The organism is Arthrobacter agilis (assembly GCF_030816075.1).
GTDB lineage: Bacteria > Actinomycetota > Actinomycetes > Actinomycetales > Micrococcaceae > Arthrobacter_D > Arthrobacter_D agilis_E.
This window is the reverse complement of sequence record NZ_JAUSXO010000001.1, coordinates 2,851,687-2,863,821: the sequence shown is the minus strand read 5'-3', so window position 1 is coordinate 2,863,821 and position 12,135 is coordinate 2,851,687. Positions and strand designations below refer to the sequence as shown.

Below are 12,135 nucleotides of genomic sequence, written 5' to 3'. Positions count from 1 at the left end.
ATCCTTCGTCCGACGCCTCCCTGCAGGAAACGGTAAGCTTGCTGATGACGGGCATGGGAGGTTCGGCAATGGAGATGCTGCAGCGCAGCGCTGTCGTCATCGAGGACGACGCCGATATCCGGCAATTGCTCGTCATCGTGCTGTCCGGGCGCGGGTTCACGGTGTACGAGGCCGGGACGGGAGCCGAGGGGCAGCGCCTCGTCGACGCGGTCCGTCCGCACCTCATCACCCTGGATCTCAACCTGCCGGACGTGGACGGCATCGAGCTCTGCCCCCGGCTCCGTGCCGACCCGGACGCGCACATCGTCGTCATCTCCGCGCGGCCCCCGCAGCTCACCGAGGAGCAGTGCCTGGCGGCCGGTGCGGACCACTTCATGGCGAAGCCCTTCAGCCCTCGCGCGCTGCGCGCGCACCTCGACGACGCACTCCCGCTCAGGCGCGCCGCCTAGCCGTCCCACACCGTCCGTCCGGTGCGTGCGGCACCTCCGACGGCGGGCCGCAGGCGGGGCCGCGCCTGTTCCGCGCCGAGGTCCAGGCGGCTGCCCTTCCAGGTACGCCGAAGCCACGTGTCGTGGGAGGCGACGACGACCGCGCCCGGGTAGGCGGGTATCGCGGCTTCGAGTTGCGTCGCCAGCAGCAGGGAGAGGTGATTGGTCGGTTCGTCGAGCAGGAGCAGGTCCGGCGGGTCGGCCAGAAGCACGGCGAGGACGAGGCGTCGTTGCTGGCCGACGCTGAGCACCGCCACGGGCCGGCCCTCGTCCCGCGGCGCGAGGAGGCCGAAGGTGCGCAGGGGGACCCTGCCTGCACGCTCGGGTCCGAGAAGGTCTCCGTAGGCGTCTCGCGCGGTGCGTGCCGGTCCACGTCGTCCGGGATCCGGAAGATCGGCGTCCTGGCCGAGCAGGCCGATGGAGAGGGACGAGGCCGCGGTCACGGTCCCTGACGTGGGCGCGAGGTTCCCGGCGAGCAGGTGCAGGAGTGTCGACTTGCCCGAGCCGTTGGGGCCGGTGATGAGCCATTTCTCGCCGGGGCCGATGGCCAGCGACGTGGGTCCGAGACGGCCCCCGACAGCGGCCCGTGCGAGGGTCAGGACGGGGCCGTTGCGATCCCGTCCGGTGTCGGAGGGCGCCCCGGCCGCGGTCAGGCCCTGGAAACGCACTTCTCGGGGAGGCCTCCGGATCTGCCGTTCCTCGAGTTGCTCCAGGCGCGCCGCGGCGTCGTTGACCCTGCGGGAGACCGTCCTGGCGTTGCGGTCGGCGTAGAACTTCGCGGCTCCCCGGACCTCCGAGCGTGGCGACCAGTCGTCGTGTCCCACGACGTAGTTCTTCGGCGCGGCGGCGCGTAACCGCTCGAGCTGGGCCTGTTCCTCGCGGTACCGGTGTTCCCACCGCTGCCGTGCATCGAGGCGGGCGTGAAGATAGTCGGTGTAGGTGCCCGTGAAGCGTGTGACCCCGATGCCGGTCCCGTCGCCGTCCCCGACCAGCGGTCCGGCCGTCGCCTGCGGCAAGGGGGCGGGGTCGAGGTCCACCAGTGACGTCACCACGTCGTCGAGGAAGGCGCGATCATGGCTGGCGATCAGGACCGGCCCCGGCCAGCCGGTGAGGAGCTCGCGCAGGTACCGGGCTCCCTCGTCGTCGAGATGGTTCGTCGGTTCATCGAGCAGCAGCACCTCGGGCGCGCTGAGCAGCAGCCAGGCCAGGGACAGGCGTGAGCGCTGCCCTCCGGACAGGTGCGCCGTCGGCCGTGACCCCGGCAGGTCGGCCAGGCCCAGACCCGACAGCACGGCGGAGATGCGGGCGTCGATGTCCCAGGCCCCCGCACGCTCCGCGGCCTCGAGGGCCACCGCGTAGGCGTCCAGCGCAGGCCCGTCGGGTGCGCCCGCCAGCGCCTCGCCCGCGGTGGCGACCGCGCTCGCGGCGGCGCGGACCGGGGCGACGGCCGACGCCAGGGCCTCGGTGACCGTCGATCCGGCGGGGAACGGCGGCTCCTGATGCAGTAGCCCGATGCGGGGCAGGCCGCCTCCAGGGGTCGTTGCGGACACCGTCCCGCCGTCGGCTTCCAGCAGGCCCGCGATGATGCGCAGGAGCGTGGTCTTGCCGGATCCGTTGTCGCCGATCACGCCGGTGCGGTCCGCTGCCACGGTGAAGGACACATCGCTCAGGACCCGCCGTCCACCGAAGGTCTTCGAGATGCCGTCGACGCGCAGGTGTGCTGCAGGACGTGTTGGGGAAGGGGGAGGTGAAACAGCCACGGGGGTCCTCGCGCTCGATCGAACACCTGCCGGGCAGGAGCCACGGACGCAGGAGGGGTACGAGAATCAGCTGAGCACGAGACCACTATAGGCAGACCCTGATCGACCGGGGCAAGCCCCTCGTGGGGCCCGGTGCCGGCCGGGTTTCCTCGGGGTAGCGTGAGGCCGACTGGAAGCGCCGGCCCCAGCGTGATGTTCATAAGTGCGTATTCATGCACCTATGATGGGAGAGACCTCACCTGCTCGAGACGGGACCACCATGCTCGCTGTCCTCCGCCGCCCGGCGTACCGCAATCTCTTCACCGCGCAGGTCGTCGCCCTGCTCGGCACCGGCCTGCTCACCGTCGCCCTGGGCCTGCTCGCGTTCGACCTCGCCGGAGGGCAGGCCGGGGCTGTCCTCGGTACGGCGCTGACGATCAAGATGATCGCCTACGTCTTCGTGGCCCCCCTGATGGCGGCGCTGGTCGAACGCCTGCCGCGCAAGGGTGTCCTGATCGGCGCGGACCTGGTGCGGGCCGCGATGGCGCTGAGCCTCCCGTTCATCGATCAGGTGTGGCAGATCTACGTCCTGGTGTTCGTCCTGCAGTCGGCGTCCGCGACGTTCACGCCCGCGTTCCAGGCACTGATCCCCGTCGTCCTGCCCGAGGAGAAGGAGTACACGCGGGCCCTCTCCCTGTCCCGGCTGGCGTACGACCTGGAGTCCCTGGTGAGCCCGCTGCTGGCCGCGGCCCTCCTGACGGTGATGAGTTTCCACACCCTGTTCGTCGGGACGATGGTCGGGTTCCTGGTGTCCGCGGCGATGGTCCTCGCGACCCGGCTGCCGGTGATCCCTCCCGCGCAGCATCAGGGCTCACTGCTGCATCGCACCACCCTCGGCACCCGGATCTTCCTGCGCGAACCGTCCCTGCGCGGACTGATGGCTCTCAACCTCGTGGTCGCGACCGCGACCGCTCTCGTCCTGGTGAACACCGTGGTCTACGCACGGGACCTGTTCGGCGGATCGAACACGGACGTCGCGATCGCCCTCGCGTTCTACGGGGCAGGCTCGATGCTGGTCGCGTTCGTCGCCCCCCGGGTCCTGGAGCGCACACCGGACCGCGCGTTCATGCTCCGGGGCGGGTGGGTCCTGATCGCGGGCCTTCTCGCCGCAGCGTTCCTTGCGTTCACGGAGCAGAGCCGCGTGCACCTGACCGACGGTTCCTGGGCGATCCTCCTGGGTCTGTGGGTGCTGCTGGGTATCGGCACCTCGATGATCAGCACCCCGTCCTCCCGTCTGCTGCGCCGCGTCGCTACCGATGACACCCGCAGCTACCTCTTCACCGCCCAGTTCTCCCTCTCCCACGCCTGCTTCCTGATCGCCTACCCCCTCGCCGGATGGCTCGGTGCCGCGGCCGGCCAGGGTGTGGCCGCCCTCGTCCTCGGTGCGCTGGCTCTCGCCGGCACGGTCACCGCGCTGATCGTGTGGCCCTCCGCGGTCGCGGCTCCGGTCGACGCTGCGGCGGGTCCGAGCAGCGGTGCCGGGGAGGTAGCGTAGACGCCATGCCGGCCCGCGAGGTGGGCGGCTGACACAGGGAGGGAGGGGAGATGGAACGGTCCCGCACCGATCGGCCTGTCGACGGCCCTCCGCACGTCCACGCCGTCGCGGCGGCCTCCCCGGGCGCGTCCGACTCCGGAGGGCCGAGCCTCGTCCACCCGGTGGAGCCGGACGCACAGCGCCTCGAGGCAGGAGCGGCGACCTTCCGGATGCTCGCCGATCCGACCCGCCTGCACATCCTGTGGCTTCTCACCCAGGGGCCGGCCGATGTCGGGACCCTCGTCGCTGCGACGGGCGCGAACCGTACCGCGGTCAGCCAGCACCTGGCCAAGCTCCGGCTCTCGGGCCTCGTCTCGACCCGCAAGGACGCCCGCAACGTCATCTACAGCATCATCGACGGACACCTGACCCGGCTGATCCTCGAGGGGATCAATCACGCGGACCATCGCGTCACCGGCGAACCGTTGCACGACTAGCCGTGGACAGGCGTTCCACCCGCGCGGTGCCCCGTTACCGTCCCGACCCGCACCGCGTGTGACACTGCAGGGGAGGGCCGATCGATGACCGGCTGCAGGCCGGTTCGATGAAGGGGCGACGACGATGACCAGCGAGGAACCGCCGGCAACGGCAGAGGCATTCACCGCGACGATGCGCCAAGGAGTGCTGTGGATCGAATGGAGCGAAGGAACCAGTGTCGGTGACACGGATGCCGTCACCCTCATCGAGCGTGCCGACGCCATCAGCAGGGATGCGTACCCGCCGATGCTGGTCCAGCTCAACGGGATGGTGACCCTGACCCGGAACGCCCTCCTGCGATTCGCGAAGGACCTGGACGTCGTGGCCATGGCGATCGTCGGTCCCTCGGCCGTCGACAAGGCCATCGCCGATTTCTTCACGGAAGTCCACGAGCCGCCGTACCCGACGAGGTACTTCCAGCATCAGGAGCATGCCCTCGCCTGGCTCACGAGCTACCCCCACGCGGCCTGACCCGTCGGCCGCCGATGCCCGCCGGAGGACGCCGGAGGACGCAGGGAGGACGCAGGCGGGATGGCGGCGGACGCAACGGACCGGTCCCACCGCGGCAGAACAGGAGGGTCGGGCCCGGCCGGTCCGGGAGGCCGGGTCCGGGCGCAGGGTCTCAGTCGGAGCCGGGTCGCTGCAGGGGCGCCTTGCGCTGCGCGTAGTGGTGGCCCAGGGAGTCCGTATGGACCTCGATGGAGGAGAGCGTCGCGTCCGAGGTGTCCTCGGCCGCGTCGTGCTGGTGGATCACCGGGCGCCGGCCGTCCGTGCGGTCCGCGGGTCCGAGGAACGTCCGGGCGGCAGCATCGAGCCCGTCGAAGAAGGAGGCCCTGTGCCTCGTCGTCCCCGCTGGCGGGGAGGGGGGTGCGCTGTCGGGGTGGGGTTGCTTGCGGGGGCTGCGATGGATCTTCATCAGACACCTGATTTGTCTCGGGAGGCGTATTTTACTCCTGCACGGCGTCGCTGTGCAGGGGATCCGTGCCTCGGCGCAGCCACCGATGCAGGGTCGGCCACGCGCCACGCGCCCCGACGCGGGGTCGGCCGCCGGCGCCCGCCGGAGGGAGTCAGGCGGACCGCTTGCGGGGTGCGATGACCCGGATCACCGCGGAGTCGTCCGCCGCCGCGAGGCCCTGCGCCTGCCCCAGCAGGTAGAGCTGCTCCGCCGCCGAGGCAACGGGTGCGGCCAGGCCGGCAGCGCGTGTCGCCTTGCCCACGATGCCCATGTCCTTGACGAAGATGTCCAGGCGGCTGAGGACCTCGGCGCCGTCCTCGGAGTACGCCTCCAGCATGCGCGGACCCCTGTTGGACAGCATGAAGGACCCGGCGGCACCGGCGCCCAGAGCGTCGAGGGTCCTGGCGGGATCGAGTCCGAGGGCGTCGGCCAGCGCCATCGCTTCCGCGGCGGCTGCGATGTGCACGCCGCAGAGGAGCTGGTTGACGGTTTTCAGGGCCTGCCCGTCGCCGGGCTTGTCCCCGACGACGGTGAGGGTGGACGCGAGGAGCTCGAGGACGGGACGGGCGGCGTCCAGGGCTTCGGGCGCGGCGCCGACGACGATCAGGAGATCGCCGTCGCCGGCCCGTTTCGGCCCGCCCGAGAGCGGTGCGTCGACGAGCGCGACGCCGTACGGGGCGAGCCGCTCGACGGTCGCCGGCACGGCGTCGGTCCCGACGGTGCTGGTGAGGATGACGACGGCACCCTCGCGCAGGGCTCCGGCCACGCCCTGCTCGCCGAACAGGACCTCGTCGAGCTGTTCGCCGTTCCGGACGGCGAGGAGGAGTGCGTCGGTGCCCTGCACGGTCTCGCGGGCCGAGCCGAAGGTATGGATCCCGGCCTCCCGGGCCAGCTGGAGTCTCGGCTCGGCGATGTCGAACCCGTGGACCGTGAGGCCCGTGGCCAGGCGCGTGGCCATCGGCAGCCCCATCGCGCCGAGACCGAGGACGGAGACGGAGTAGGTATCAGTCATGGGTAACACCATCCAATGCGTGTGCGGGTTCGGCGGTCGGGAACAGGGTGCTGAGCTTCCTCGTGACCTCGGCGAGCGAGGCATCGTCCCCCACGTTCCCGGCGAAGACGACGAACGGTATGCCCGCCGCGGGGCCGTCGACGGCCTGCCACATGCTGACGATGCCCGGAAGCATGGGCCCCCGGATGACGGCGCGCCTGATGTGGAGGCCGTGGGCGGCGACGTCGGAGGAGGTGATGCCGCCCTTCGCGATCACGAAGCGGGGCGGACGGAGGGCGAGGACGCGGTCGACGACGGCGACGACGGCGGCCGACACGGTGCGGGCGATCCTCAGGCTCGACGCCGCGTCGCTGGTCCTGACCAGCAGCCGACTCGTCTGGAGGATCACGTCCGCGTCCGTGAGGTGATCCACGACGTCCTGGACCACCGCGTCCAGATGCCGGTCCGAGCGGTCGTCGAGGAGTTGCTCGACGTCGATCTCCGCAATGTGCGCGTGGTGGTGCTGCTCCGTGAGGACCCGCAGCTGGCGGGTGGTGACCCCGACGTGCGATCCGACCACGATGAGCCCGCCCGCGCGGGACGCACCGGCCCCCTCGGACGCCTCGTCCGCCGTGAGCTGCGCCCGGACCTCCTGCCCGATCCGGGCTCGGACGAACGGCGGCCCGACGCGGTACAGCAGCTTCTTCCCCCGCCGTTCCGCCTCCACCAGGCCGAGGGCCAGGGCGCGGAGGTCGTTCTCGGTGACGATGTCGGCGATGACCGGCACACCGTCCGCGGCATCCTCCAGCGCGTCCGCGATCGCTGCGGCCGAGGCCTCGCTGCTCGACGTCGCGCTGCCGGCCCGGATGATGTCGAGGCCGAGGGGGATCACGGACGCTGCGGCGATCCGGCCCGCGCTCTTCTCCTCGATGTACCGGGCGAGGGCGGAATGGCGATAGCCGAAGGTGGCATCACCGGCGAACTCGGTGTCGGACACCGGGACGAGGCGGTCCTCGCCGGCCCTGACGTAGTGGACGCCGCCGATGGTGACCCGTCCGGCCTCGGGGAAGGCGGGGACGAGGACGACCCCGTCGGTGGTCTCTCCGGTGATCTCGCGGACCGTGGCCATGATCGTGTCCGGTTCCAGGGGGTAGTGCCCCCGGAGGGTGGAATCGCCCCGGCTGACGAAACCGATCCGTGGCGCCCCGGGCCCTGCAGCGGCCGCCAGGGCGTTGCGGACGATCTCCGCGTTCCGGCGGGCGGCTTCCGGCTCGTCGAGGCTGCGGGTGTTGGTCAGGACGTAGACGGCGGGCTTCCCCTGCCCGAAGGCCCAGGCGAAGTCGGCCACGTCCCACTGCGTCAGGACCGGCAGATCCGCCACGGACTGGGTGCCGGTGGGGTCGTCGTCGAGGACCACGAGGATCCGTGGCGGGTCCTGCGGTGCTGCCCGGCCGGCGAGCGCGACCTCCTCGGCCGGGATGGCCAGGTCCGGTGGATAGGTGGACAGGAGATCTGATTCGGTGGGCATGGACTGCTCCGTCCTCTGGTCGGGTGAACCCCTCGGTCCCTGGTCCTTCGTCCTCGGTCCGGGACGGCGGGAGGGCGGTGCGAAGGTCCTCGCACCGCCCTGGAACCGTCAGTGGCCCGGGACGGCCGCCGACTTCTCGTCGGCCGCCAGGAGCGCGTCCGAGCGGGACCGCATGGCCTTCGTGAGGATGAACATGACTGCCGCCAGGAAGGCGAACACACCCACGGAGATCGTCCCGTACAGCCCTGTGTCGGTGGCGTAGCGTTCGTCGATCGCGGTACGCATGATGGGCGCCACGAAGCCGCCGAGGTTGCCCAGCGAGTTGATGAGCCCGATGCCGGCGGCCGCTGCCGTCCCCGTCAGGAACGCCGTCGGGTAGGACCAGGTAATGGGTCCGCAGGCGAGGAAGCTGGACACCGACACGACCAGGAAGGCGATGGCGAGCACGGGCTGGCCGTTCTCCCCGGCGAAGGCCGCGCCGATCGTCGCGAGGCCTGTGAGCGTGTAGAACATGGTGCCCCAGGTGCGGCGCCGCCGGACGGTGTTCGCGTTCTTGCCCACGAAGTAGCAGACGAACAGGCCGACGAACCAGGGGATGGCCGAGATGAGGCCCACCTGCCAGAACTCGGCATCCGGGCTGATGATCCGCTTGACCTGCTGGGGCAGGTAGAAGGTGGTGCCGTAGACGGCCACCTGGAGGCAGAAGTAGATGACGGTGAAGTACCAGACCTTCCAGTTGCCCATGGCCCGGAGGATGCCGGAGGGCCCGTCCGTGGCACGGACCTCGTCCTCCGCATCCATGACCCTGAGCAGGGCCCGCTTCTCGTCCTTGTCGAGCCACTTCGCGTCCTGCGGAGTGTCGATCAGGAAGAAGACCGCGGCGATGCCGGCCACGACCGCCAGCATGCCTTCGATGAAGAACATGACCTGCCAGCCATGGAACGGCGTGTACGCGTCACCGAAGGAGATCAGGGCACCGGAGAGGGGGTTGCCGAGCATCTGGGAGAAGGGCTGGGCGAGGTAGAACAGGGCGAACATCTGGACGCGGACCTTGTTCGGGAACCACTCGGAGAGGAACATGATCACGCCCGGGAACAGGCCGGCCTCCATCACGCCGAGGAGGAACCGCAGGATGATGAACATGGTGTCGCCGGTCGTGAAGGCGAAGGCCGCGGCGACGATCCCCCAGGTGATCGCGATGCGGGCCAGCCACCAGCGCGCCCCGAACTTGCGCAGCAGCAGGTTGGACGGGATCTCGAAGATCGCATAGCCGATGAAGAAGATCCCCGCACCGAGCGCGAACGCCCCGGCGGACACGCCACGGTCGGTCTGCAGCGCTTCTTCGGCGTACCCCACGTTCGTCCGGTCCAGGAACGCGACGAAGTACAGGATGATGAGCATCGGCATCAGGTGCCGTGCGGCTTTCTTGACGGCGGAGGTCAGCACAGGGCTATCCAGGTCGCCTTTGACCGCGTCCGTAGCGGACATGGGCCTCTCCTTAGTGCGGTTGGTGATGGATGGTGATGCGGGTCATCCGACGAGTGCCGGGACGATGAGCCAGAGTCCGATGCCGACGAGGACCACCCCGACGGCGAGGAACAGGATGCGGGATTTCGACCAGTCGCCCATGTCAGTGCATGTAGAGGCCGCCGTCGACGTTCAGGGTCTGGCCCGTCACGAATCCGGCGTCCTCGCTGATGAGGTAGGAGATGGCTGCGGCGATGTCCCTCGGTGTGCCGATGCGGGGGAGCACGCCGTCGGCCGCCATGGCGGTCTTGCGCTCCTCGGTGAGGGTACCGCCCATGATGTCGGTGTCGATGGGCCCCGGCGAGACGGCGTTCACGGTGATGCCCGCGCCGCCCAGCTCGCGTGCCACCGACCGGGTGAAGCCGATGACGCCGGCCTTGGCGGCGGAGTAGACGGTCTTCGAGAACGTGCCGCCACCCCGCTGGGCGGAGACGGAGGAGAGGTTGACCACCCGTCCGAGTCCGTTCCCGACCATCGACTCGACGGCGCGTCGGGTCGCGTAGTGCACGCCGTTCATGTTGACGCCCATGACGCGGTCCCACTCCTCGGCCGTGACCTCGAGGTAGGGCACGGGGCTGGAGACGCCCGCGAGGTTCACCAGGGCGACGAGTTGCGGCAGTTCGGCCTCGAGGCTGTCGAAGGCCGCCCGGACCTCCTGCTCGCGGGCGACGTTCGCGCCGGCGCCCGCCGCGGTCACGCCGTACTGCTCGGCGATCTCCTGGGCGACGGCTTTCGCCGCTGCGTCGTCGATGTCGATGATGCCGATGCTCCAGCCGCGTTCGGCGAGGTAGTGCGCTGTCGCGCGACCGATACCGCGCGGCGAGGCCGCCCCGGTGAGGATGACCGACCGGGAGTCGGGGAAGGCTGGTACCACGATGGGACCTCCTGGGGTTCAGTGGATGGGTGCGGGGCCGAGCTCGTCCATGAGCTTCTTGATGGCCACGTAGGCCTTGTTGCGGTAGGCGATCAGTTCGGCGGTGCGTTCCGCGGGGACGTCGAGGTAACCGGAGCCTGTCTTCGTGCCGAAATGCCCGGCGTCGACGAGCTGCTTGAGCGACTCCGGGGTCGCGAAGCGTTCCGGCCACCTCGTCTGCAGCGACGCGTAGCAGAACGAGTAGACGTCGAGCCCTGCCATGTCGGCGATGGCGAACGGACCGAACACGGGGAGCCGGAAGCCGAAGGTCGTCCGGACGATCGTGTCGATGTCGTCGGGGGTGGCGATGCCCTCCTCGACGATCTGCGTGGCCTCGTGGAACAGGGCGTACTGGAGCCGGTTGAGCACGAATCCCGTGGCGTCCTTCACCCGGGCCGTCTCCTTGCCGGTGGACGCCACGATCTCCTCGACCAGCGGCAGGACGGCGTCGTCCGTGCCCGGGTGGGGGATGAGTTCCACCCCGGGGATGAACGGGGCGGGATTGGAGAAGTGGACGCCGAGGAAACGCTCGGGACGCTCCACCGCGTCGGCCAGGCTCGCGATGAGGATGGTCGAGGTGTTCGAGCCGATCACGGCGTCGGGCAGCGCCGCCGCGGAGATCCTGCGCAGCGACTCGTGCTTGATCTCGATGCGCTCCGGCACGGCCTCCTCGATGAACTCCGCGTCCGAGACGGCCTCCTCGATGGAGGCGGCGGCGGTCAGGTTCGCCTCGATGCGGGCGCGTGCGTCCTCGGGGAAGAGGCCGTCGGCCGTGAACTGGTCTGCCTCGGTGAGCAGCCGGGCCAGGTTGGAGGCCGCGATCTCGGCGCTCACGTCCGCGATGCGGACGGTGTGACCGGCGAGAGCGAGGACCTGGGCGATACCGCCGCCCATGTAGCCCGATCCGATGACGGCGATTCTCTTCGGTGTCATGAGTCCTTCTTCTTCTGTGCCGGCAGGAGTGATCTGATGTAGGTCTGGTTGGTGGCGCAATTACCGAGGCTGTCCCCGCCGTAGTGCTCGCAGAGGAAGATGCCGTCGAAGCCGAGTTCGACGGCGTCGCGGATGACCTGGCGGTAGTTGATGAGCCCGGCCTCCATGGAGGAGGGGACGCTGGTGGCCCAGGAGCCGTCGGCGGCCTCGTCCCGGGTGTAGTTCTTCACATGCCAGTAGTTGGCGTAGGGGAGGAGCTTCGCGTGGAGTTCGCGCCAGTCCTCGACCGGGCGGTGCAGGCGGATCAGGTTCGCGACGTCGGGATTGATGCCGACGTTGTCGAGGCCGAGCTCCTCGACCAGCCGGACGGCGCTGTCGCCGGTGCCGAGGTAGGTGTCCTCGTAGAGTTCCAGCGACATCTTGAGGCCGACGTCGGCCGCGTGCCGGCCGAGCTCCCGCAGGCGGGAGACCGCCGCCTGCCAGATCTCGGGGTCGTCCGGGTCCTTGGGCCCCTCCGCCGTCCAGAACCAGAGCGCGCGCCGCTGGGCGTCGCTGAAGGGCTGATGGAGGCCGGTGGAGAACACCTCCATGCCCCAGGCGGCGGCCGCGTCGATGGTGCGGTGCGCGTAGGCGAGGTTGCGTTCCTCGTGCCCCGGCATGATCACGCTCTGCCGCTGCAGGTGGACCGAGGGGATGCGCACCCCGTGCGAGGCGGCGATGGAGAGGAATTCGTCGCGCCGGGACGGTTCGAGGTCCGCGGGACGGACATGACTGTCGGCGAGTTCGGCGAGCGAGAAGCCGACGCGTTCCACCTCGCCGAACATGTCGTCCCAGGCTTCACTGTCCGCGTCGTGAAGGGCCACGCCCTCCCGGCTCACGGTGGGGATACCGTGCAGGCAGGTGGCGATGGGCCACGCTTCCGGGGTGAACGGGGGCTGCGAAGACATCGTGTTGCTCCATTGCAATCGGGGGAGGACCGGGAAGAAAAGA

General features: G+C 70.1%; 12 protein-coding genes. 4 read left to right on the top strand and 8 right to left on the bottom strand.

Annotation, left to right across the window (positions count from 1 at the left end):
• Positions 1–68 precede the first annotated feature (68 nt).
• Positions 69–449 (top strand): response regulator transcription factor, encoded by a 381-nt coding sequence (locus tag QFZ50_RS13325; protein WP_307084922.1) that lies wholly within the window; start codon positions 69–71, stop codon positions 447–449.
• On the opposite strand, the gene QFZ50_RS13320 is transcribed toward QFZ50_RS13325, so the two are convergent.
• A complete protein-coding gene (locus QFZ50_RS13320; RefSeq protein ID WP_307084919.1) occupies positions 446–2,248 on the bottom strand; it encodes an ABC-F family ATP-binding cassette domain-containing protein in 1,803 nt (600 codons plus the stop codon). The two genes, QFZ50_RS13325 and QFZ50_RS13320, sit on opposite strands and share 4 nt — an antisense overlap.
• Positions 2,249–2,507: 259 nt before the next feature.
• Here QFZ50_RS13320 and QFZ50_RS13315 point away from each other — a divergent pair, with 259 nt between their 5' ends.
• The 3 genes from QFZ50_RS13315 (at position 2,508) to QFZ50_RS13305 (ending at position 4,769) form a co-directional block, all read left to right on the top strand.
• Positions 2,508–3,782 carry an MFS transporter gene (locus QFZ50_RS13315; protein ID WP_307084918.1) on the top strand — a complete coding sequence of 425 codons (1,275 nt, stop codon included), beginning with the start codon at positions 2,508–2,510 and terminating at the stop codon, positions 3,780–3,782.
• A gap of 50 nt (positions 3,783–3,832) precedes the next feature.
• Entirely contained in the window at positions 3,833–4,258 is a 426-nt protein-coding gene (locus QFZ50_RS13310; RefSeq protein WP_307084916.1) for an ArsR/SmtB family transcription factor, read from the top strand.
• Positions 4,259–4,382: 124 nt separating this feature from the next.
• Positions 4,383–4,769, top strand: a complete 387-nt coding sequence (locus QFZ50_RS13305) for a DUF7793 family protein (protein WP_307084914.1) — start codon at positions 4,383–4,385, stop codon at positions 4,767–4,769.
• A 151-nt stretch (positions 4,770–4,920) separates the two neighbouring features.
• Here QFZ50_RS13305 and QFZ50_RS13300 read toward each other — a convergent pair whose 3' ends face one another.
• The 7 genes from QFZ50_RS13300 to QFZ50_RS13270 all read right to left on the bottom strand — a co-directional run bounded on the left by QFZ50_RS13300 (position 4,921) and on the right by QFZ50_RS13270 (position 12,092).
• Positions 4,921–5,214: a hypothetical protein gene (locus QFZ50_RS13300; RefSeq protein WP_307084912.1), complete on the bottom strand. Its 294-nt coding sequence runs from the start codon at positions 5,212–5,214 to the stop codon at positions 4,921–4,923.
• 151 nt (positions 5,215–5,365) lie between these two features.
• The gene (locus QFZ50_RS13295) at positions 5,366–6,265 is read right to left on the bottom strand and encodes an NAD(P)-dependent oxidoreductase (protein WP_307084910.1); all 900 of its coding nucleotides are present in this window, start codon (positions 6,263–6,265) and stop codon (positions 5,366–5,368) included.
• Complete coding sequence (locus QFZ50_RS13290; protein WP_307084908.1) at positions 6,258–7,772, bottom strand: four-carbon acid sugar kinase family protein; 1,515 nt, start codon at positions 7,770–7,772, stop codon at positions 6,258–6,260. The genes QFZ50_RS13295 and QFZ50_RS13290 overlap by 8 nt, the downstream gene beginning before the upstream one ends.
• Positions 7,773–7,880: 108 nt before the next feature.
• Positions 7,881–9,260 (bottom strand): MFS transporter, encoded by a 1,380-nt coding sequence (locus tag QFZ50_RS13285; RefSeq protein ID WP_307084906.1) that lies wholly within the window; start codon positions 9,258–9,260, stop codon positions 7,881–7,883.
• Between the two features lie 142 nt (positions 9,261–9,402).
• The gene (locus tag QFZ50_RS13280) at positions 9,403–10,173 is read right to left on the bottom strand and encodes an SDR family NAD(P)-dependent oxidoreductase (protein ID WP_307084904.1); all 771 of its coding nucleotides are present in this window, start codon (positions 10,171–10,173) and stop codon (positions 9,403–9,405) included.
• Positions 10,174–10,191: 18 nt separating this feature from the next.
• Entirely contained in the window at positions 10,192–11,145 is a 954-nt protein-coding gene (locus QFZ50_RS13275) for a 3-hydroxyacyl-CoA dehydrogenase family protein (RefSeq protein ID WP_307084903.1), read from the bottom strand.
• On the bottom strand, positions 11,142–12,092 hold the full coding sequence (locus QFZ50_RS13270; protein WP_307084902.1) for a sugar phosphate isomerase/epimerase family protein: 951 nt from the start codon (positions 12,090–12,092) through the stop codon (positions 11,142–11,144). Before QFZ50_RS13270 ends, QFZ50_RS13275 begins: the two co-directional genes overlap by 4 nt.
• Between the last annotated feature and the right edge of the window lie 43 nt (positions 12,093–12,135).